The sequence below is a fragment of the Magnetospira sp. QH-2 genome, from assembly GCF_000968135.1.
In the GTDB taxonomy this organism is placed as follows: domain Bacteria; phylum Pseudomonadota; class Alphaproteobacteria; order Rhodospirillales; family Magnetospiraceae; genus Magnetospira.
The window spans coordinates 1,946,590-1,967,348 of the sequence record NZ_FO538765.1 but is presented as its reverse complement, the minus strand read 5'-3'; the positions used below and the strand labels follow the sequence as shown (position 1 = coordinate 1,967,348).

Here is a 20,759-nt window from a genome sequence, read left to right as displayed (position 1 = left end):
TATCTGTAATGCGCGAGGTCAAAATCCCAACCTCGCGGGTGAAAGTCAAGGATTCCCCACTTTTGTCACGGGGATTGGCAATGCTCCCTGTTTTCAGCACCTGCTGTCGGTGCTAGCTTGCTCGAACGACCTCTTGATGAAAGTCCGAATCGGCCAATGCGCAAACCTCTGTCCGAAGTGCTGATCGAATTCTACCATGTGGGAAAATACGTCAAGGTCAGCGCCATCGATCCGGTGTCCAATACCGAAGTCTCCATCGTCGGAGATCCCAAGCGATCAAAAAAGGAACTGATCGACGTGGCCAAACGGAAGTTGCAGATGGTTTTGGAACGTAAGCAAAGGAACCAGCGAAACAGCCTTTGATTCCATTGGATAAAAGGGTATGGTGCGCAGCCTGAATTGGGGGCTGCCTTCCTTGATCAAAATTGAAAACGTTTCCAAGAATTTTGCCGGAATTCGTGCGGTGGAGTCCTGTTCCTTCAGCATTGCTGAAGGCAGCATCACCGGCCTGATCGGCCCTAATGGCGCGGGCAAGACCACCTTGTTCAACATGGTCGCGGGATTTTATCCCCCCAGTTCCGGGCGCATATATCTTGATGGTCGCGACGTGACCGGCCAATCGCCCCACAAGCTGTTCCATAAGGGACTGGTACGAACCTTTCAGATCCCGCAGGAATATCCGCGCATGAGCCTGCTGGAAAACCTGATGGTGGTGCCCGAAGGCCAATCGGGCGAGAGCCTTCTTTCGGCTTGGTTTCGTCCGGGAAAGGTCAAAGAAGAAGAGCGGCGAATTCGGGAAAAAGCCGAGGAAGTCATAGAATTTTTGCAATTATCTCATGTGGCGCATGAACTAGCCGGAAATCTGTCCGGTGGGCAGAAGAAGCTGTTGGAGCTGGGTCGGACCATGATGACAGACCCGCGCGTGGTGTTGCTCGATGAGCCGGGAGCCGGGGTCAACCGGACCCTCTTGGGCAAACTCTGCGAGTTCATTCAGCGCCTCAACAGGGAGCGGGGTTATACCTTTTGCATCATCGAGCATGACATGGACGTGATTACACGGCTTTGCGATCCGGTGGTGGTGATGGCTCAGGGGACAGTGCTGGTCCAAGGCCCCATGGAGCAGGTCCGTCATGATGAGCGCGTATTGGAAGCCTATCTGGGTGGCGGCGCCTCGGCGGAGGGCCAGACATGAGTTTCCTTGAGACCCAGGGCATTTTTGGCGGCTACGGCGGCCTGGATATTCTCAATGGCACCGATATCGCCGTGGAGCAGGGGGAGATCGCTGTCATCGTTGGCGCGAACGGCGCCGGAAAATCCACACTGATGAAAGCCATCTTTGGGCTGGTCAAGGTGCGCGAGGGAAAGATCCTGCTGGAAGGCAAGGAAATCGCCAACCAACCGCCGGAGAAGATGGTTCGGCGCGGGGTATCCTATGTACCGCAGGAGCAGAACGTCTTTCCCAGCCTGACCGTGCGCGAGAACCTGGAAATGGGGGCTTTTCCCCGTTCCGATGATTTCCAGCCCACCATGGACAAGGTATTTGATCTGTTCCCGAAATTAGCCGAGCGGCAGGATCAGGAAGCGGGTGTGATGTCCGGTGGCGAGCGCCAAATGGTTGCCATGGGCCGCGCTCTGATGATGGAGCCCCGTCTATTGATGCTCGACGAACCCACCGCCGGTCTCTCGCCCCTGTTCATCGACCATACCTTTGAACAGATTAAGGCCATCAACGCCTTGGGCATCACCATTTTGATGGTCGAGCAGAACGCCAAGCATGCCTTGGCCATTGCCCATCGGGGCTTTGTCTTGTCCATGGGCAAGAAGCGTTTCGAGGATACCGGTCCCAATCTTCTGGCGAACCGCGAGGTCGCCGAGATGTTTTTGGGGGGCTGAGCGATGATGATTGAACTCCTTCAATTGCTGATTTACGGGATCGTTCTCGGCAGCATCCTCACCCTGGGCGCCATTGGCGTTTCCATGTTGTTCGGTATCCTCAAGTTTGCCAACTTCGCCCATGGGGATCTGATGACCCTGGGCGCCTATATCACTTTATTATTCGTCACCGCGGGCGGGATGAATATATGGGTCGCCTTACCCTTGGCCTTGCTGGCCACGGGCTTGGTCTCCGTGCTCATCGATCAAGCACTCTATCGGCGACTGAGACGGACGGCGCCGGTGATCATGCTGATTTCATCCTTCGGCGTGGCCTTGATTCTGCGAAGCCTGATCCAATTGATCTGGGGGCCGGATATTCATGTGTTTAAGACCGGTATTCAAATGCCCCATCGGGTCGGCGATCTGATCATCAAGCCGGACCATGTATGGATTGTCCTCGGTGCGCTGCTTTTGGTGATCGGTCTCCATCTGTTTTTGACCCGCACTCGCATGGGCAAGGCCATGCGGGCCATGAGCGACAATATGGACCTGGCGCTGATCAGCGGCATTCCGGCGGAAAAAGTCATCATGTGGACCTGGCTCATGGGGGGCGCCCTGGCTGCGGGGGCGGGCATTTTCCTGGGCCTGGATACCCGGTTGCATCCGGTAATGGGCTGGGGAGTGCTGCTACCGGTGTTCGCGGCAGCGATTTTGGGTGGCATCGGCAGTCCTTATGGCGCCATTGCCGGGGGCATGGTCATCGGCATCGCCATGGAGGTCTCGACCCTGTTCCTGGAGCCCACCTATAAGCCCGCTGTGGCCTTTGCCATCATGGTGGTGATGCTGATCGTGCGGCCTCAAGGATTGTTCGGAGGGCGTGCCTGATGGAAGGGTTGCTGGGCTATTTTATCTTCTTTCTGACCATGGCCGGTATCTATGCGGTGCTGACCTTGGCTCTCAATATGCAGTGGGGCTTTACCGGCCAGTTCAATATCGGCATTGCCGGGTTCTTCGCCATAGGGGCTTATACCGGGGCAATCTTCACCACCCTGGCCAGCAATTCCCACCTGGGCGGCTTTGACATGCCGTTTCTGGTTGGGGTTGGCGCGGCGCTGCTGGTTTCAGGAATCGTGGCCTTTCTCATTGGTCTGATTACCGCCCGACTACGCACCGACTATCTGGCTATCGCCACCATCGGCATTGCCGAGATTATTCGCCATGTTTTGAAGAACGAAGACTGGCTGACCAACGGCGTGCGCGGCATTCCTGCGATCCCGCGCCCGGTGGAAGGGGAAATGGCTCTGTTGGGCGTGGTCATTGCCTTCGTGGTCTTGGTCTATGTTTTGATCGAGCGAGCCCGCCGCTCTCCTTGGGGGCGTGTCCTGCGGGCCATCCGTGAAAACGAAAACGCCACTTTGGCTTCGGGCAAGGACGTGACCCGCTTCCGATTGGAGGCCTTCGTGGTCGGCTCGGCGATCATGGGGGTGGGCGGCGCTCTTTATGCCCATTTCCTAGGCTTTATCAGTCCAGAAGCCTTTGATCCCCTGTACGGGACCTTCCTGGTTTGGGTGATGCTCATCGCCGGGGGCAGCGGCAACAACAAAGGCGCGGTGCTGGGCGCGGTGGTCATCTGGGGCCTGTGGTCAGCCTCGGAAATCCTGACATCCAGACTGCCGGTGGAATATGTGACACAGGCGGGGGCCTTGCGCGTTTTGTTGATCGGAGTGGTCTTGCAGATCATTTTGCTGTTCCGCCCCGAAGGCCTGATCCCCGAGGAAAAACCCAAATTGGGCCGCGAAGCGGGCGAATAAAAAAAGGCCCGGGCCAAGGGCACCGGACCTTTTTCATAACCTTGGACATCCTTACTTGGGCTCGAACACCTTCACGGTGACGATCTTGCCATCCTTGATTTCCCAGTGGGCATAGGTTCCGGCCACGTCGCCGGCGGAGTCGAAGTTGAGAGGACCGGAAGCCCCCACATAGTCTACGTCCTGGCCGCTATTGATGGCCAATTGGGCCTTGGCGAACTCACCCGGCATAATCGGCTTGCCCGGAGGACTGGCGACAGCGCGCAACGCATCACGAATGGCCTTGGGATCGGTGCTACGGGCCTTTTCGGCGGCCAGGGCGATGAGCATCACCGCATCGTAGGACGAATCGATATAAGGCTTGGGCGGCAATTCGCCGAACTTGGCCCTATAGGCTTCTTTGAAACGCTCATTGGCGGCGCCTCGGGCTTCCGGGGCGGTCCCGAATGAGCCATTCAGATACTCGGCACCAATGTTGGCGATGATTTCAGGAGCCTTTAGGCCATCGGTAAAGATGAATTTGGTAAAGACAGCGCCTTCCAGGGCTTGACGAATGATGGTCTGTCCATTTTCGGGGTAGCCGACCAGTACCAGAGCTTCTGGACGACCCTTGGCGGCTTTCTGCAGTTCGCCACGATAGGAAGGCTGCTTGGGCTCATATCCCGACGTCGCCGTCACTTTCCCACCAATATTTACATAGGCGGCGGAAAAGGCATCGGCCAAACCCTTGCCATAGTCATTGTTGATATAGATGACACCGACACTCTTGATGCCCTTTTCAATGGTCAACTGGGCCAGTGCTACGCCTTGGATGGCGTCCGTGGGGACGGTACGGAACAAGAAGTCGCCGTCGGCCAATCCGGTGATTTCCGGCGATGTGGAGGCGGGCGAGATCATGGGAACGCCTCGGGTGGCCGCAACCGACTTGGCGACGGGAATGGTGGATCCAGAAGACAGGGCGCCAACCATGGCATCAACATTGCCAATGTTGACCAGCTTGGTGGCCGCATCAACGGCGGCCTGCGGCGCGGTTTGAGTATCACCAACGGTCATAACCACGTTGCTGCCAAGCACACCGCCTTGCTTATTAATCTCCTCGACCGCCAGCAGAATACCGTTGTGGCAGGTTTCGCCATAGGCCTGCAGATCGCCGGTCATCGGCATCAGCGCGCCGATTTTCAAGGGGTCCGCCTGCGCGGCGGTAGCCGTCAGGGCGACGGCGGCGGCCGAAATCAGGCCCAGACGGGTGAGTTTCTTCGCCATGGATAAATTCTCCCTAAAGGTGGTTCGCCCACGGAGGTGGGCGTTCGATCAGATTTCTTTCTTTCGGATGGCTGACTCGATCCCTCAAGCGCAACGATCCCAATAGAACTTTAAACGACCATCCAAGGGTTCGGAAAGAAGGGATTTGCCTTGCCGCGCACAACAAGTACAATCGCCGCCCCGCAACCCGCCAAGGGCCCCGTTTCGATGTTGAAGGTTATTAAAGCCAAACTGCATGGCATCCGCGTCACCAATGCGGACCTTAATTACCATGGATCGGTCACCCTCGATCCCGAGCAATGCGCGCGCGCCGGGATTGTCCCGTTGGAATTCGTCGATATCTGGAACAAGAATAACGGCGCCCGTCTAAGCACCTATGTGATTTTGGGCGAGCCGGGATCACGCTGCTGCGTGTTGAATGGCGCCGCGGCGCGTCTGTGCCAGCCTGGGGATGAATTGATCATCGCCGCCGCCCAATATCTGCCGGCGGCGCGGGTACCGGAGCAACGCCCCAAGATTCTGACCTTCTTGCCCGACAATCGCATCGATCAGGTGTTGGCCTACGAAGTCACGCCGAAATCCGATGGCCAAATGGGTTTTGCCATCGTGGACGAAGCCACCCGCGGCGCCGATAACTGTCATACCTACACCAACGTGGACGTCACATCGGTACGGGCGGACCTGATAGCCAAAGGCCTGAGCGAAGACGACGTGGAACGCTTCTGTCAGGAGCATTTCTCTTTGTAGCTCTGGCCGTTCGGATGATTTTGGGGGCGGTAACTCCTTGATTGCAATTAAAAAACCCCGCCCAGACCACGTCATATTTGATCGGATTCGATCAAATATGAGAAACGTGATCGATTCCAATAAAGTCGTACGTGCCGGGCGGGGTCTTTCATCAAATAGACGGCGCTGATCAGGCTTTCTTACGTCCACCCTTTTTGCCCAGGCCGATCTTCTTGGCGAATTCGGATCGCTGGGCGGCGTAGTTGGGGGCGACCATCGGATAGTCGGCGGGCAGGTTCCACTTGGAGCGGTATTCCTCAGCCGTCATGCCGTAGGTGGTGCGCAAGTAACGCTTGAGCATCTTCATCTTCTTGCCGTCTTCGAGACAGACCAAATAGTCCGGGGTGATGGACTTCTTGATCGTGACGGCCGGCTTCAAGACTTCTTCAGCGGCGGGACCGCTGTTGTCCAATGACTTAAGGGCGCCATAGACGGTGGTGATCACATCAGAGATCTGCGAAGCGGGCAATGAGTTGTTGCCCACGTAAGCTGCCACGATATCAACGGACATTTGCAGGATATCTTCGTTGGAGATCACTTCCATGTTTTCATCGCTCATGATTTTTCTAACTTTTCCAATTCAAGAGTACGGATACTGACGTTGACGCTGTTATCATCCCAAATCGGATGTTGTGTCAATTGTCATTTTACTTCGCCATAGAAAAAGGTGTGCCCCTCTTAAGCATAAGAGCAAGTAATCCCCGGTTATCACACTTTACGAATAATAGGGTTCTTCCATTCCAAGCCTTTAGCAAGGGAGAGATCAAAAGACTTGCCATACAACGGGATGGACGGGCGGCAGGAACGGGCGGCACGGGCGGGCGGCGTCCGACGAAGGCCGAACCGGCCTCGGTAGAAAAAGGTTGTTGTCCGAGACCTTGTGGCCTGCTGACAAGGTACCCCGACATATGGTACCAAGACCGCTGATCCCTTGTTCAACGGTTGTCGACGAGCCCGCCATGCCGCCATTCGATGTCGCTATCGCCTGCGATCACGCCGGTTTTCCCCTTAAGAGCCCGCTGTTGGCGGCGCTTGAGGCGCGGGGAGTCGCGGTGTTGGATCTGGGAACAGGCGGTGCCGAGCGCGTGGATTATCCGGATTTCGCCAACCTGCTGGCCGCTGCCTTGAAAGATGGCCGGGCGGCGCGGGGGATCTTGATTTGTGGCAGCGGCATTGGCATCAGCATGGCCGCCAACCGATTTCCCTGGGTTCGCGCTGCCTTGGTGCATGATGCCCTGGGCGCCCGGATGAGCCGTTTGCATAACGACGCCAACGTGATTGTCTTCGGTAGCCGCATGATCGGCATCGACGTGGCGGTGGATGCTTTGGAAACCTTTCTCGATACGGCATTCGAAGGAGGGCGCCATGCCCGCCGGGTCGCCATGCTGTCCGAGCCCCCTTTAATGAACGGCCCGACATACGAAGGAATAGCAGTCCCATGAGTTCTGAGCAGTTTTTCGGTGCCTCCTTGGCCGAGGCAGATCCCGATATCCAGGCGTCCATTCGTCACGAGCTGGAGCGCCAGCAAACGCAGATCGAGCTGATCGCGTCGGAAAACATTGTTTCCCGGGCGGTGTTGGAGGCGCAAGGCTCGGTTCTGACCAATAAGTACGCCGAAGGCTATCCAGGACGCCGTTATTACGGTGGCTGCGAGTTTGTCGATGTGTCCGAGGCTCTGGCCATTGAGCGGGCCAAGAAACTGTTTAACTGCGACTATATTAACGTGCAGCCCCATTCCGGCGCCCAGGCCAATGGCGCGGTCTATCAGGCCTTGCTGACCCCGGGCGACACTTTGATGGGCATGTCCCTGGCTGCCGGTGGTCACCTGACCCATGGCGCCGCCCCGGCCCAGTCGGGCAAATGGTTCAATGCCGTGCAATATGGCGTGCGGCGCCAGGATGGCCAGATCGACTATGATGAACTGGAAACACTGGCCATCGAGAATAGGCCCAAGCTGATCGTTGCGGGCGGCTCGGCCTATCCCCGAGTGATTGACTTCGAGCGTATGCGCGCCATTGCCGACAAAGCCGACGCGTTGCTGATGGTGGATATGGCCCACTTCGCCGGGTTGGTAGCTGCCGGGATCCATCCGAGCCCGCTGCCCCATGCCGACGTTGTCACCACCACGACCCATAAAACCCTGCGTGGCCCCCGGGGCGGCATGATTCTCAGCAATAATCCGGATCTGGGCAAGAAGTTCAATTCAGCCGTTTTCCCGGGTCTACAGGGCGGACCGCTGATGCATGTGATCGCCGCCAAGGCCGTGGCCTTCGGCGAAGCGCTGAAGCCCGAATTCAAAACCTATGCCCAGAATGTCGCCAATAATGCCCGTGTGCTGGCCGAAGTGGTTATGCAGCGCGGCTGCGACGTGGTTTCCGGCGGAACGGATACTCACTTGATGCTGGTGGATTTGCGCCCCAAGGGCCTGACCGGCAATGTAGCCGAAGCAAGCCTGGAGCGGGCCGGGATGACCTGTAACAAAAACGCCATTCCGTTTGACCCGGAAAAGCCCATGGTGACTTCGGGCCTGCGCCTGGGAACCCCGGCGGCGACCACACGCGGCTTCGGCGAGGCCGAGTTCCGGCGCGTCGGGGAATTAGTCAGCGATGTGTTGGACGGCCTGGCAGCCAATCCGGAAGATAACTCGGCGGCGGAGGCCAAAGCTTTGGCGGAAGTCACCGAGCTATGCAATCGATTCCCGATCTATCAGGGTCTGTAAATCAAAGAGAACAGGGAGGTGACGGGCTATGCGCTGTCCGTTTTGCGGTAACGACGATACCCAGGTAAAGGACTCGCGACCCACCGAAGACAATGCCGCCATCCGTCGGCGTCGCTATTGTCCGGCCTGTGAGTCCCGGTTCACCACGTTTGAACGGGTGCAGCTTCGCGAGCTGACGGTGATCAAGAAGAACGGCGACAAGAATCCGTTCGAGCGAGAGAAATTGCTGCGTGCACTGCATATCGCCTTGCGCAAGCGACCCGTGGAAGAGGAAAAGATCGACCGCATCGCCAATAGCATCCAACGCCGTTTGGAAAGCCTTGGCGAAAGCGAAGTGCACTCCAAGGTGATCGGCGAGATGGTCATGGACGTGCTGGGTGATTTGGATAAAGTGGCCTACGTCCGATATGCCTCGGTCTATAGAAACTTCCGTGAAGCCAAAGACTTCGAGAAGTTTATTGGGAGTTTGGGTGAAGAGTGATCCTGTCACTGATCGGTCATTCATGCGCGTCGCCTTGTCCCTGGCCGGGCGTGGCTTAGGAAGGGTTTGGCCCAATCCTGCGGTCGGATGTCTACTAGTAGAAGGTGACGGATGCGAGAGCGGGGGCGTCGTCGGACGGGGATGGACCCAACCGGGCGGTCGGCCCCACGCGGAAACCGAAGCCCTCCGGCGGGCCGGAAACGCGGCCCGGGGCACCACCGCCTATGTGACTCTGGAACCCTGCAATCATCAAGGTCAGACGCCACCTTGTTCGGAGGCATTGATCAAGGCGGGCGTGACCCGCGTGGTCGCGGCGCTGCGGGATCCGGACCCACGCACGGCCGGGCAGGGGCTGGAAACCCTGTCTCGGGCCGGAATCGACGTGACCGAGGGTGTTTGCGAAGCCGATGCGGCTGAACTCAACGCCGGGTTTCTGTTGCGGGTGACCAAAGGACGCCCCCTGTTTACCATCAAGACCGCGACAAGTTTGGACGGTCGCATCGCGACCCATGGCGGTGACAGCCAATGGGTGACGGGGGACCGGGCACGGGCCCTGGGTCATCAACTGCGCGCCAATCACGATGCCATCTTGGTGGGAATTGGCACCGCCCTGACCGACAACCCATCTCTGACCTGCCGCCTGCCTGGGCTCCAGGGCCGCTCTCCGCTGCCGGTGGTGCTGGACAGTGCATTGAGACTGCCCCTGGACAGTTTATTGGTGCGGCGGGCCAAGGGTGAAAAAGTCTGGGTGGTCTGTACGGAAAGGGCCGCCGGTGACCGTAAAAAGGCCTTGTGCGACAAGGGGGTCGAGGTCATTCAGGTGGCCTCCGCCAAGGATGGCCGTCCGGATTTGCGGATCATGGCCAAAGCCCTGGGCGAACGTGGCTTGACCCGCGTGCTGGTGGAAGGGGGCGGGACAGTCGCCGGGGCCTTCGTGGCCGACGGGTTGGCCGATCGTCTGGCTTGGTTCCGCGCGCCTCGGTTGATCGGCGGTGACGGGACCCCGGCCTTTGGCACCTTGGGTGTGGACAAACTGGCCCGCACCCCTTATTTCCAACCCTCCGGACGCCGTCAGGCGGAACCGGATTGGATGGAAACCTATCGGACGAAGTAGCCAGCGCCATGTTTACCGGAATCATCACCGACCTGGGCCGGGTAAAAGCGGTCGAACCGGGGGACGGGGACACCCGCTTCACCTTCGAAACCGCCTATGATACGGCCACCATCGACATCGGCGCTTCCATCGCCTGTAATGGCGGCTGCATGACGGTCATCGAGACCGGCGATACCTGGTTTCGGATCTCGGCTTCCGATGAAAGCCTGACCACAACCACCATGCGCGGTTGGAAGGTCGGCGATCCGGTCAACCTGGAACGCGCCCTGTGCATTGGCGATGAGTTGGGCGGTCATGTGGTATCGGGCCATGTGGACGGCATTGGCAGCGTGGTCTCCATTACCCCCGACGGCGAGTCCAAGCGCTTCGTATTCGAAGTCCCGGAAGAGCTCAAACGCTATATCGCGCCCAAGGGCTCGGTGACAATCGACGGCATCTCGCTGACCGTCAACGAGGTCGACGACCGCCGCTTCGGTGTCAATATTATCCCCCACACGCAGACCGCCACCAACCTGGGCGGTCGCCGACCGGGGGATCCCGTCAATCTGGAAATAGACATGCTGGCGCGCTACGTATCGCGTCTCCTGGAGTGCCAATGACTTCCGAATATCACCAGTATCTCTCGCCCGCCGAAGAGATCATTGAGGACGCCCGCAACGGTCGCATGTTCATCCTGGTCGATGACGAAGACCGTGAAAATGAAGGTGATTTGGTCATTCCAGCGCAGATGGCGACCCCGGATGCCATTAATTTCATGGCCACCCACGGACGCGGCCTGATCTGCCTGACACTCACCCGCGAACGGGTGAAGCACCTGGGGCTTGGCCTGATGAGCCAGACCAATACTTCGCGCCACGAGACAGCGTTCACGACTTCCATTGAAGCCAAGGAAGGCGTGACCACCGGCATTTCCGCCTCTGACCGGGCGCGCACCATTGCCGTGGCGATCGACGCCACCAAGGGCCAGGATGACATTGCCACTCCGGGGCATATCTTTCCGCTTGCCGCCCGTGACGGGGGCGTGCTGGTTCGGGCCGGGCATACGGAAGCCGCCGTGGACGTGGCCCGATTAGCCGGTCTGACCCCGGCCGGTGTGATTTGCGAGATCATGAATGACGACGGTACCATGGCCCGTTTGCCGGATCTGGTGAAATACGCCCAGCATCATGGCCTGAAGATGGGAACCATCGCCGACCTGATTGCCTATCGCCTGCGCCATGACCGGATCATCGAAAAGACCCAGGAATGCAGGCTGGAGAGCATCTATGGCGGCGACTTCCGTTTGCATGTCTATGTAAATCAGATGGCCTACGCTGAGCATATTGCGCTGGTGAAGGGGGATATTTCCGATGGCGCGCCGGTGTTGGTACGCATGCATTCCATCAATGTGCTGGATGACATCTTGGGTGACCACCGGGCTGGCAAGGCAGCAGAACTGCATCAAGCCATGAAGACCATTGGCAACGAAGGGCGGGGTGTTGTCGTGCTGATCCGTGAACCGCAGCGCACCAGCCTGTCTGACCGGGTCCGCTCCCGTCTCAGCGGCGAAGCCGCGCCGAGTGGGGAGCTTCGGGACTATGGTGTGGGGGCACAGATCCTGCTTGACCTGGGCGTTCGCGAAATGGTGCTGCTATCCAATACGCAAAAGAATATCATTGGTCTGGAAGGCTATGGTCTGAAAGTGGTTGACCAGAAGCCAATCCCCACGGGAGGAGACACGGAATGATTGATGGGCCCCGGATCCTGATCGTCGAAGGCCGATTCTACGAAGATATCGGCCAGGAATTGTTGAAAGGCGCTACCCAGGTTCTGGAAAAGGCCGGGATTCCTTATGAGCATATTCTGGTGCCCGGCGCCTTGGAGATTCCCTCGGTGATCAAGTACGCCCTGCAAGGCATGGCGGAATGCACCACAACGTCCCATTACGTGGGCGTGGTGTCCCTGGGCTGCGTTATTCGGGGGGAGACCAGTCATTACGACGTGGTCTGCACGGAATCTTTCCGCGCCGTGACCGATTTGGTCATCGAGCACGGCATGCCCCATGGCTATGGCGTGTTGACGGTTGAAAACAAACAACAGGCCCTGGTCCGCGCCGATACCACCGGCAAGGATTTCGGCGGACGTGCCGCCGTGGCCTGCCTGCGTCTGCTCGACATCAAGAAAAGCTTCGATCTCGCATGAGTGATTCTAAATCTCAGGGAACACAGCCCGGCGATGGCGGCAGCCGTCGGCGTAGCGCCGCACGCCTTGCGGCCGTGCAAGCCCTTTATGAAATCGACATGTCCGGGGCAGGCCTCAACGGCGTGATTGATGAATTTCTCCACAAGCGCTGGACCGGCGCTGATCTGACCGACGGGGAGGGGGTTTCCCTGCCGGAACCGGACGGCAACTATTTCGGCCTGTTGCTGCGCGGTGCCCATGGGCGTCAGGCGGATCTGGATGCCATGATCGACGGCGCGCTTTCAGGCGGCTATTCGGTGCACCGGCTCGAAGCCGTTCTGCGCGCGACTTTGCGCGTCGGCACCTATGAGCTTCTGGATTGTCCCAAGGTCCCGGCCAGGGTGGTGATCACGGAATATGTGGACCTGACCGGTGATTTTTTCCTGGCCAAGGAGCCCGGACTGGTCAATGGGGTGCTTGATCGGCTTGCCCGCACCTTGCGGGCCGACGAAATGGCCCGGGAGGCGGGGTAACCCATGGCGGGGCGTGACGAGTTCGATCTCATCGCCCGCTATTTCGCGCCCCTGGCCGAGGCCGCTCCCGGCGCGTTCAACCTGACCGACGACGCCGCACGATTGGATATCCCGGAAGATCACGACCTGGTGGTCACCAGCGACGCGCTGGTCGCCGGGGTGCATTTCCTGGCGGATCAATCCCCCGGCGATATTGCCCGCAAGGTCCTGAGGGTCAACCTGTCCGATCTGGCCGCCATGGGGGCTCGGCCTGTCGGCTATCTCTTGGCTGCCTGTTTGCCCCAAGAAACGGATGAGTCCTGGATTGCGGCCTTTGCCGAGGCGCTCAAGGCCGATCAGGAAATCTATGGAGTCGCCTTGATCGGCGGCGATACGGTGGCGACGTCCGGCCCTTTGTCGCTGACCGTCACCGCCCATGGTGCCGTGCCCAAGGGGGGGCTGCTGAGACGCAACGGCGCAAAAGAGGGGGACGGCGTCTACGTCAGCGGAACCATCGGCGATGGTGCCTTGGGGTTGCTGGCCGCTCGAGGGAAACTGGCGTCGCTATCAAACCAAGACCACGCTTACTTGCTGGATCGCTATCTTTGCCCCAGGCCACGCTTGCGCCTCGGACAGGCCTTGCTCGGGAACGCGACGGCGGCTTTGGATCTCTCCGATGGTCTGCTGGCCGATCTGGGGCATCTGGCCGATGAATCGGGATTGGGCGCGCGCATTACCCAAAGCCGGGTACCGCTATCCGATGCGGTCCGGGCTGCCCAACAAGCGGAGGCGGGTCTTGTTGACCTGCCCATGACGGGCGGTGATGATTATGAATTATGCTTTACGATGCCCTTGGAAAGAGAAGGGGAGATCGCCACGGTCAGCCAAGAGTCGGGGGTGCCCTTGACCCGCATCGGAACCATGATGGCGGGGAAGGGAGTCACGGTGATTGATGAACAAGGAAAAGAGCGCTCGATAAAGCAGCAAGGATACCGCCACTTCTGAGTCCAGCGGTCGGTTTTCACCGAATGCCCCTTTTCACCGACGCGACAAGCGGGAATAATGCCGCGCAGGGGAGGATCCAATAATGAAAAAACTAGCGATACTATTAGCGGTCTTGATTTTGTTGACCGGCGGCAGCTTTGCCGTGGCCAATTGGATGGGATACGACCTGATCGCCATGATCATGGGAACCGAAGTGGAGCCCGAGCCGGAACCAGTGCCGGTAGAAGAACCCCTGTACGTCGATTTGGAACCGCTTCTTGTGCCCTTGATCCAGGGAGACCGGATGCAGGCCACGGTCACCATCGAAGTGAAATTTGAATGCATGGGCAAGGAAAACGAGGACAAAATCAAGCGCTTGGCCCCTAAACTTTCGGATACTTTCCTGCGCGATCTCTATAGCTACCTGCCCCGGATGCTGCGCAAGACCAGCGAAGTGGATCTGGCGCTGCTGAAAGACCGGTTGCTGTTGCTATCTGCCAAGGCAACGGGTGACCCCGACCTGGTTCGGGATTTGACCGTTAAGGCGGACATTCAGCAATCAAAGTAATTATATAACGCTCTGGGGCGCGGATTCGGCAGCGGTATTGCGCCGGAGGGTGGCTCGTGGCAGAGTCCCGGGCAGACACGGCCGAGAAAATAGGGGAGCCGTGCTTCGCCCGCTTAACAGCCATCCGTCCATTTTAGGGGGAAACGGAATGTCAGCTATGTATATCTTGGTTCTAGCAATGGGCCTGTTGGCTCTGCTGTATGGAGCCTACGCCGTCCGGTCCGTAGTTTCGGCACCGGCGGGTACGGAACGCATGCAAGAAATTGCCGCTGCGGTCCAAGAAGGCGCCAGCGCCTATCTCAATCGTCAATACACCACCATCGCCATCGTCGGCGTGGTTATCGGAATTTTGCTCGGGCTGCGTCTGGGCCTGGACGTGGCCATCGGCTATGCCATCGGCGCGATCCTGTCCGGTCTGGCCGGTTATATCGGCATGAACGTGTCGGTGCGAGCCAATGTGCGCACAGCCGAAGCCGCCCGGTCTCAGGGTCTGGCCGGTGGTCTGGCCATCTCCTTCAAGTCCGGTGCCGTCACCGGTATGTTGGTGGTCGGGCTCGGCCTGCTGGGCGTTGCCGGATATTACATCATCTTGCGCAACACCGTTGGCACCGAGACACCCGAGCAGATGCGGCACATCATGGAGGCCCTGGTGGCCCTGAGCTTCGGCGCGTCGCTGATCTCCATCTTCGCCCGTCTGGGCGGCGGCATCTTCACCAAGGGCGCTGACGTGGGCGCTGACCTGGTGGGCAAGGTCGAAGCGGGAATCCCCGAGGATGACCCTCGCAACCCGGCGGTGATCGCCGACAACGTGGGCGACAACGTGGGCGATTGCGCCGGCATGGCCGCCGACTTGTTCGAGACCTATGCGGTGACCATCGTCGCCACCATGTTGCTGGGTGTGATCTTCTTTACCGGCGCCACTCAGGAAACCATGCTGCTGCTGCCGCTGGTCATCGGTGGCGTCTGCATCGCCGCTTCGGTCATCGGCACTTTCTTCGTCCGTCTTGGCGGATCGGAGAATATCATGGGCGCCCTGTACAAGGGGCTGATCGCCACGGCGGTGTTCTCGGCCATCTTCATTGGCGTGATCATCCAGCAAATGCTTGGCTTCGACCAGGCCATTGAAATGGGTCCGCGGACGATCACCGGCATGGATCTGTTCATCTGCGCCATCACCGGTCTGGTGGTGACGGGCCTGATCGTTTGGGTCACCGAGTACTATACCGGCACCCAGCACAAGCCGGTGCTCAGCGTCGCCAAGGCCTCCGTTACCGGCCATGGCACCAACGTCATCCAAGGCCTCGCGGTCTCCATGGAATCGACGGCTCTGCCGGTTCTGATCATCTGCGCCGGTATTATCGTCGGCTACACCACCGGCGGCTTGTATGGCATCGCCATCGCGGCGACCACCATGCTGGCCCTGGCCGGGATCGTGGTGGCTCTGGACGCCTATGGTCCGGTGACCGATAACGCGGGTGGCATCGCCGAAATGGCGGATCTGCCAGAAGACGTGCGCAAGACCACCGACGCCCTGGACGCGGTGGGCAATACCACCAAGGCCGTCACCAAGGGTTACGCCATCGGCTCCGCCGGTCTCGCCGCCCTGGTGCTGTTCGCCGCCTACACCGAGGACCTGGGGCACTACTTCCCGGATCTGGACGTGCAGTTCCGGCTTCAGGACCCCTATGTGGTGGTCGGGCTGTTCTTCGGTGGCCTGATGCCGTTCCTGTTCGGCGCCATGGGCATGATGGCCGTGGGCCGTGCCGCTGGTTCGGTGGTGCTGGAAGTTCGGCGACAGTTCCGGGAGATCGCCGGAATCATGGAAGGCACCGGCAAGCCCGAATACGGCACCTGTGTCGACATGCTGACCAAAGCGGCGATCAAGGAAATGATCATTCCGTCCATGCTGCCGGTGTTCGCGCCGATTGTGCTGTACTTCGTGGTCGATGCCGTGGCCGGTCAGGCCCAGGCCTTTACCGCGCTGGGCGCCATGCTGCTGGGTACCATCGTGACCGGCCTGTTCGTGGCCATCTCGATGACCTCCGGTGGCGGTGCTTGGGATAATGCCAAGAAGTACATCGAAGACGGCAACCACGGCGGCAAGGGCTCGGAAGCCCACAAAGCCGCGGTGACCGGTGATACGGTCGGTGATCCTTACAAGGATACCGCCGGTCCGGCTGTCAATCCGATGATCAAGATCACCAACATCGTTGCCATTCTGCTGCTGGCCCTGCTGGCTGGCTAAGCCGATCGCGACTCTAAACGACGAAAGGCCCCGGTGTATTCCGCCGGGGCCTTTTTCGTGTCGCCATGCCAGTCCTATTTAGAGAACCGACCAATCTGGCCGAACAACTGCTCAAACACGGTCAATTCATGTCCGGCCGTGGGGGTCTCACGGTCCACGGTCTCGACAAAGTTACCTTCTTCCAGGCCAACCTTGTCAATGGCGGCGACTCGCCCTTTGTCATCGAAGCGAACCACGATAACCTTGCGATCTTTGACCTCGGGCGCCCAAAATGCCGTGGTTTCCGTTCGTTTGCTGATGTAGTACCAAGTCTGGTTACCAAATTCGGAGGTGGCCGAGGGTGAGCCGAGGATATCCATCACATCCTCGCGGGTGTATTCCCCAACGCGTAGCTCGGCGAGCATTTCATCCTCGGGCAGGTTGCCTCGGGTATCAATGCGTGGAGAACAAGCGCCAACCGTTAGGCCACCAAGGACCAGGATCGTAGCAATTCCGGTGTATATGGACATTTTCTTCATGGCAATGCTTGACTGTTCCCGTGTTCGACGGCATTTCAGCCTGATAGGGTGATACATCGCACCACGAGCCAATCGTTGTCAACAAGGGCGCAATTCATGGGTTTGTTTAGTCTGTTTCAACGGAACCAACACGAAGCTCCGGCACGCGCGCTTTACGAGGCTTTGGTGGCGCAAGCGCGGCAACCGGCTTTCTATTCCACACTGGGCGTCCCCGATACCCCCGATGGGCGCTACGACTTGATCGCCTTGCATGCCTTTCTCGTCATGCGGCGCTTGAAAGCGGAAAACGCCGATCCCGAAGATCAGAAGCTTTCCCAAACCGTATTCGACATCATGTTTGTCGATGTGGACCGCAATTTGCGGGAAATGGGCGTCAGTGATATCGCCATTGGCGGTCGGGTCAAATCCGTGGCCAAGGGCTTTTTCGGTCGGGTCGCGGCCTATGACGGTGGACTGGCGGCTGCCGACGACAAAGTGTTGATGGATTCTCTGCGCCGCAATGTTTATCGCAAAACAGAGCCGGATAATGATCAGGTCGCTGTTCTGGCGGCCTATGTGCGTCAGCAGGCCTTCCACCTGGAGCAGCAATCCATGGGAGACCTGCGGCGAGGGGAGATTACTTTCGCCGGTCTGCCTGATGTGATCGAGGTCAGGGAATGACCGATATGACCCCCGAATGGTCACGCCCAATCGTGGTGGCCGAAATCCCGGATGGTGGCCTCAAGTTGACCGTTTCCACCTCGGTGGAAGAGCGTGACGCCCTGAGTCGGCGTTTCGGGGTGGAAAAGATCCCCGAATTGGTTGCCGAAGTTTCTTTGACGGTCCGGCGCCGTGGACGGGAGGTGCGCGTACAGGGCACCTTGAGCGGTCGCGTGGTGCAGGCATGTGTGGTGACACTGGAGCCGGTTGAAACCCTGATCAATAGCCCGCTTGATTTCGTCTATTGTCGGCCGGACCAAGACAAGCCGGTCGCTGAAATCGAACTGGACCCAGAGAGCATCATCGATATAGAACCGCTGGAAGGCGACCGCTTTGATCTGGGAGAAAGCCTGGCTGAACAAGTCGGTCTGGAGATTCCCACCTATCCCAAAGCGCCCGGCGTATCCTTCGAGGGTTACGCCACCGACAAGACCGTCGAGGGTGATGAAAAAAGAGATCCGCCAAATCCCTTCTCAGTGCTGGCAAAGCTGAAGGAAACCCGGTAAACATACCGCGGAAGAGGGCAATGTCGGGTAATCGCTTGCCCTTCGTTTCATTATTGTTTAAACAGAGCGCCCCGCGTCAGTGGGGCGAAAAGGTCCGTTTTTCGCGGACTTGCTAGACAGAGAAGAGTTTGAGATGGCTGTACCTAAGAAAAAAGTCACCAAGTCGCGGCGCAATCAGCGTCGGGCACATGATTCCCTGAATGCCACGAGCTATCAGGAATGCCCGAACTGTGGCGAACTGAAGCAGCCGCACCATGTTTGTGGTGCCTGTGGTTTTTACGATGGCCGCGAGGTCGTTGAGACCGATGCCGCCTAAGGGGCGTCACATCCAATCCCAAGGGATCGGTTAAAGGGGGACTGGACGTTTGAACGCCGGTATTACGCTCTCCATTGACGCCATGGGCGGGGACAATGCCCCTGACATGGTGATCGAGGGCCTTGAACTGGCGCATAGCCGAATTCCGGATGCGAAATTCCTGGTATTCGGTGATGAGGTGCGTCTGAACGCCTTGATAGAGCGTCATCCTGCCCTGGCCGGGTGTTGTGAAATACGTCATGCCGAGGGCGTGATTACCAATGAAATGAAGCCGTCCGTTGCCTTGCGTAGCGGGCGAAAATCCAGCATGTGGCACGCTATTGCCGCGGTAAAATCCCAAGAGGCCGACGGCATCATCTCTGCGGGCAATACGGGTGCGCTAATGGCCATGTCCATGATTCAGCTGCGCACCTTGCCGGGGGTCAGCCGCCCGGCCATCGCCACGTATTTCCCGACCCAGCGGGGCCGTTCGGTGATGTTGGACCTGGGCGCCAATGTGACCTGCGACGCGGAGAATCTGGTGCAATTCGCGGTGATGGGCGAAGTTTTCGCCCGTCAGGTTCTGGATCTGGAGCAGCCTTCCGTGGGCATTCTCAATGTCGGTGTGGAAGACCTCAAGGGGCACGAGGAAGTAAAACAGGCATCGGCCTTGCTGCAAGAAGCCAATCTGCCGATCAAATTCCATGGTTTTGTCGAGGGCGACGACATCGGCGCCGGGACCGTAGACGTGATTGTGACCGATGGCTTCACGGGCAATGTGGCTTTGAAAACCGCCGAAGGAACGGCACGGATGTTCGGCCTGTTTCTCAGGGAAGCTCTGAGCGCCTCTTTGGGCAGCAAGCTGGGCGCGCTTCTGGCCATGCCTGCCCTCAAGCGGTTCAAACAAAGGGTTGATCCGAGACGCTACAATGGGGCCATGTTCGTCGGTTTGAACGGGATCTGCGTAAAAAGCCATGGCGGCACCGATGGCCTGGGCTTTAGCAATGCCATTCGCGCATCGGAGCGACTGGTCCGTCATGGATTCAATGACCGCATTAAAGAAGACCTGGAACGGCTGATGGCGCAGCGGGAACGGGAAGAGCCAAGCATAGCTGCCGAGGACACCGCTAAATGACCCTCCCATCGTCGCCTTTCATCTCCCGTATTCTCGGGTGCGGGTCCTATCTGCCCGAGCGGTTGGTCACCAACCAAGAACTGGCCGAGACCGTAGATACCAGTGACGAATGGATTGTCGAACGCTCGGGGATTCGTCAACGGCACATGGCCGCTGAGGGGGAGAATACTTCTGATCTGGCCACCGCGGCGGCCCGCAAGGCCATGGCCCATGCGGGGGTCACCGCCGACGATCTGGATCTGATTATTGTTGCAACGACGACCCCCGACAGCACATTTCCGGCCACGGCAACCAAGGTTCAAGCCGCCCTGGGCGTGTCCCGGGGGGCGGCATTCGATGTTCAGGCCGTGTGTTCCGGGTTCGTCTATGCCCTGGCCACGGCGGACAATTTCCTGCGTGCCGGCCAACATAAGACGGCTTTGGTCATCGGCGCGGAAACCTTTACCCGTATTCTCGACTGGGAAGACCGGGGCACCTGTGTCCTGTTTGGTGATGGCGCCGGTGCGGTGATTCTGAGCGCTGAACCCAAGGCTAGCGGTTCCCCGAGTGTCTCCGAGTCGTATCAACAACGCGGGATTCTCTCCAGCCACCTGCATGCCGATGGTCGCGGCCATGACCTTCTTTATGTGGACGGCGGGCCGTCGTCCACGGGTACGGTTGGCAAGGTCCGCATGCAGGGCAGGGAAGTGTTCCGCCATGCCGTCACGAACCTGGCCGGTGTGGTCAAGGAAGCCTTGGACGCCAACGGCTTACAGGCTTCGGACCTGGACTGGATCGTGCCGCATCAGGCCAACAAACGCATTCTGGACGGCACGGCCCGGAAGTTGAAGATCGCGCCGGAAAAGGTGGTGGTGACCGTTGAACGCCATGCCAATACCTCCGCCGCCTCGGTGCCCTTGGCCTTGGACGAGGCGGTTCGCGACGGTCGTATTCAGCCCGGGCATCTGGTGCTCATGGAAGCCATGGGCGGCGGTTTGACCTGGGGCGCCTGTCTGGTCCGCTGGTAGACCCGGCCGGACTTTCCCGGTCGCGCGAATGCAAACTTGCATCCCTTTGATATTGACGGCTTTCCATAGGCAAGGTAGGCTCCT

The 20,759-nt window shown here is 59.0% G+C and carries 25 protein-coding genes; 22 read left to right on the top strand and 3 right to left on the bottom strand.

The features are described 5' to 3' along the window. The first annotated feature begins 156 nt into the window (after positions 1-156). The 5 genes from MGMAQ_RS09320 to MGMAQ_RS09300 are packed head-to-tail and all read left to right on the top strand — an operon-like array spanning position 157 to position 3,686. On the top strand, positions 157-363 hold the full coding sequence (locus tag MGMAQ_RS09320; RefSeq protein WP_046021328.1) for a hypothetical protein: 207 nt from the start codon (positions 157-159) through the stop codon (positions 361-363). Positions 364-382: 19 nt separating this feature from the next. Next, positions 383-1,192, top strand: a complete 810-nt coding sequence (locus tag MGMAQ_RS09315; protein WP_252508709.1) for an ABC transporter ATP-binding protein — start codon at positions 383-385, stop codon at positions 1,190-1,192. Continuing rightward, entirely contained in the window at positions 1,189-1,893 is a 705-nt protein-coding gene (locus tag MGMAQ_RS09310) for an ABC transporter ATP-binding protein (RefSeq protein ID WP_046021327.1), read from the top strand. Before MGMAQ_RS09315 ends, MGMAQ_RS09310 begins: the two co-directional genes overlap by 4 nt. Before the next feature lie 3 nt (positions 1,894-1,896). Beyond that, a complete protein-coding gene (locus tag MGMAQ_RS09305; protein WP_252508708.1) occupies positions 1,897-2,760 on the top strand; it encodes a branched-chain amino acid ABC transporter permease in 864 nt (287 codons plus the stop codon). Then, a complete protein-coding gene (locus tag MGMAQ_RS09300; protein ID WP_173427171.1) occupies positions 2,760-3,686 on the top strand; it encodes a branched-chain amino acid ABC transporter permease in 927 nt (308 codons plus the stop codon). Before MGMAQ_RS09305 ends, MGMAQ_RS09300 begins: the two co-directional genes overlap by 1 nt. A gap of 51 nt (positions 3,687-3,737) precedes the next feature. Here MGMAQ_RS09300 and MGMAQ_RS09295 read toward each other — a convergent pair whose 3' ends face one another. Continuing rightward, positions 3,738-4,946, bottom strand: a complete 1,209-nt coding sequence (locus tag MGMAQ_RS09295) for an ABC transporter substrate-binding protein (protein ID WP_046021326.1) — start codon at positions 4,944-4,946, stop codon at positions 3,738-3,740. A 207-nt stretch (positions 4,947-5,153) separates the two neighbouring features. Between MGMAQ_RS09295 and panD the strand changes: the two genes are divergently transcribed. After that, positions 5,154-5,693: an aspartate 1-decarboxylase gene (gene panD / locus MGMAQ_RS09290; protein ID WP_046021325.1), complete on the top strand. Its 540-nt coding sequence runs from the start codon at positions 5,154-5,156 to the stop codon at positions 5,691-5,693. A gap of 169 nt (positions 5,694-5,862) precedes the next feature. On the opposite strand, the gene MGMAQ_RS09285 is transcribed toward panD, so the two are convergent. Continuing rightward, positions 5,863-6,291, bottom strand: a complete 429-nt coding sequence (locus MGMAQ_RS09285) for a MucR family transcriptional regulator (RefSeq protein WP_046021324.1) — start codon at positions 6,289-6,291, stop codon at positions 5,863-5,865. A gap of 400 nt (positions 6,292-6,691) precedes the next feature. Here MGMAQ_RS09285 and rpiB point away from each other — a divergent pair, with 400 nt between their 5' ends. The 11 genes from rpiB (at position 6,692) to MGMAQ_RS09230 (ending at position 16,515) form a co-directional block, all read left to right on the top strand. Next, the gene (gene rpiB / locus MGMAQ_RS09280) at positions 6,692-7,174 is read left to right on the top strand and encodes a ribose 5-phosphate isomerase B (RefSeq protein ID WP_046021323.1); all 483 of its coding nucleotides are present in this window, start codon (positions 6,692-6,694) and stop codon (positions 7,172-7,174) included. Next, positions 7,171-8,451, top strand: a complete 1,281-nt coding sequence (glyA, locus tag MGMAQ_RS09275; RefSeq protein WP_046021322.1) for a serine hydroxymethyltransferase — start codon at positions 7,171-7,173, stop codon at positions 8,449-8,451. Before rpiB ends, glyA begins: the two co-directional genes overlap by 4 nt. 28 nt (positions 8,452-8,479) lie before the next feature. After that, positions 8,480-8,932 (top strand): transcriptional regulator NrdR, encoded by a 453-nt coding sequence (gene nrdR, locus MGMAQ_RS09270; RefSeq protein ID WP_046021321.1) that lies wholly within the window; start codon positions 8,480-8,482, stop codon positions 8,930-8,932. Next, on the top strand, positions 8,922-10,046 hold the full coding sequence (gene ribD, locus MGMAQ_RS09265; protein WP_371258397.1) for a bifunctional diaminohydroxyphosphoribosylaminopyrimidine deaminase/5-amino-6-(5-phosphoribosylamino)uracil reductase RibD: 1,125 nt from the start codon (positions 8,922-8,924) through the stop codon (positions 10,044-10,046). The genes nrdR and ribD overlap by 11 nt, the downstream gene beginning before the upstream one ends. Positions 10,047-10,054: 8 nt before the next feature. Then, positions 10,055-10,645 carry a riboflavin synthase gene (locus MGMAQ_RS09260; RefSeq protein WP_046021319.1) on the top strand — a complete coding sequence of 197 codons (591 nt, stop codon included), beginning with the start codon at positions 10,055-10,057 and terminating at the stop codon, positions 10,643-10,645. Beyond that, positions 10,642-11,772: a 3,4-dihydroxy-2-butanone-4-phosphate synthase gene (ribB, locus tag MGMAQ_RS09255; RefSeq protein WP_046021318.1), complete on the top strand. Its 1,131-nt coding sequence runs from the start codon at positions 10,642-10,644 to the stop codon at positions 11,770-11,772. The genes MGMAQ_RS09260 and ribB overlap by 4 nt, the downstream gene beginning before the upstream one ends. Next, on the top strand, positions 11,769-12,227 hold the full coding sequence (gene ribH, locus MGMAQ_RS09250; RefSeq protein ID WP_046021317.1) for a 6,7-dimethyl-8-ribityllumazine synthase: 459 nt from the start codon (positions 11,769-11,771) through the stop codon (positions 12,225-12,227). Before ribB ends, ribH begins: the two co-directional genes overlap by 4 nt. Continuing rightward, positions 12,224-12,739: a transcription antitermination factor NusB gene (gene nusB / locus MGMAQ_RS20720; RefSeq protein ID WP_046021316.1), complete on the top strand. Its 516-nt coding sequence runs from the start codon at positions 12,224-12,226 to the stop codon at positions 12,737-12,739. The genes ribH and nusB overlap by 4 nt, the downstream gene beginning before the upstream one ends. A 3-nt stretch (positions 12,740-12,742) precedes the next feature. Further along, positions 12,743-13,723, top strand: a complete 981-nt coding sequence (gene thiL, locus MGMAQ_RS09240; RefSeq protein ID WP_046021315.1) for a thiamine-phosphate kinase — start codon at positions 12,743-12,745, stop codon at positions 13,721-13,723. A 112-nt stretch (positions 13,724-13,835) separates the two neighbouring features. Beyond that, complete coding sequence (locus tag MGMAQ_RS09235) at positions 13,836-14,270, top strand: hypothetical protein (protein ID WP_046021314.1); 435 nt, start codon at positions 13,836-13,838, stop codon at positions 14,268-14,270. Between the two features lie 148 nt (positions 14,271-14,418). Next, positions 14,419-16,515, top strand: a complete 2,097-nt coding sequence (locus MGMAQ_RS09230; protein WP_046021313.1) for a sodium-translocating pyrophosphatase — start codon at positions 14,419-14,421, stop codon at positions 16,513-16,515. 74 nt (positions 16,516-16,589) lie between these two features. On the opposite strand, the gene MGMAQ_RS09225 is transcribed toward MGMAQ_RS09230, so the two are convergent. Then, positions 16,590-17,024: an outer membrane protein assembly factor BamE gene (locus MGMAQ_RS09225; protein ID WP_046023159.1), complete on the bottom strand. Its 435-nt coding sequence runs from the start codon at positions 17,022-17,024 to the stop codon at positions 16,590-16,592. Between the two features lie 105 nt (positions 17,025-17,129). Between MGMAQ_RS09225 and MGMAQ_RS09220 the strand changes: the two genes are divergently transcribed. The 5 genes from MGMAQ_RS09220 to MGMAQ_RS09200 all read left to right on the top strand — a co-directional run bounded on the left by MGMAQ_RS09220 (position 17,130) and on the right by MGMAQ_RS09200 (position 20,675). Continuing rightward, positions 17,130-17,693, top strand: a complete 564-nt coding sequence (locus tag MGMAQ_RS09220) for a ubiquinol-cytochrome C chaperone family protein (RefSeq protein WP_046021312.1) — start codon at positions 17,130-17,132, stop codon at positions 17,691-17,693. A 5-nt stretch (positions 17,694-17,698) separates the two neighbouring features. Further along, positions 17,699-18,238 (top strand): DUF177 domain-containing protein, encoded by a 540-nt coding sequence (locus MGMAQ_RS09215; protein WP_158498827.1) that lies wholly within the window; start codon positions 17,699-17,701, stop codon positions 18,236-18,238. A gap of 133 nt (positions 18,239-18,371) precedes the next feature. Next, positions 18,372-18,554, top strand: a complete 183-nt coding sequence (gene rpmF / locus MGMAQ_RS09210) for a 50S ribosomal protein L32 (protein WP_046021310.1) — start codon at positions 18,372-18,374, stop codon at positions 18,552-18,554. Between the two features lie 49 nt (positions 18,555-18,603). Continuing rightward, the gene (gene plsX / locus MGMAQ_RS09205) at positions 18,604-19,668 is read left to right on the top strand and encodes a phosphate acyltransferase PlsX (protein WP_046021309.1); all 1,065 of its coding nucleotides are present in this window, start codon (positions 18,604-18,606) and stop codon (positions 19,666-19,668) included. Beyond that, complete coding sequence (locus MGMAQ_RS09200) at positions 19,665-20,675, top strand: beta-ketoacyl-ACP synthase III (protein WP_046021308.1); 1,011 nt, start codon at positions 19,665-19,667, stop codon at positions 20,673-20,675. Before plsX ends, MGMAQ_RS09200 begins: the two co-directional genes overlap by 4 nt. Positions 20,676-20,759 lie beyond the last annotated feature (84 nt).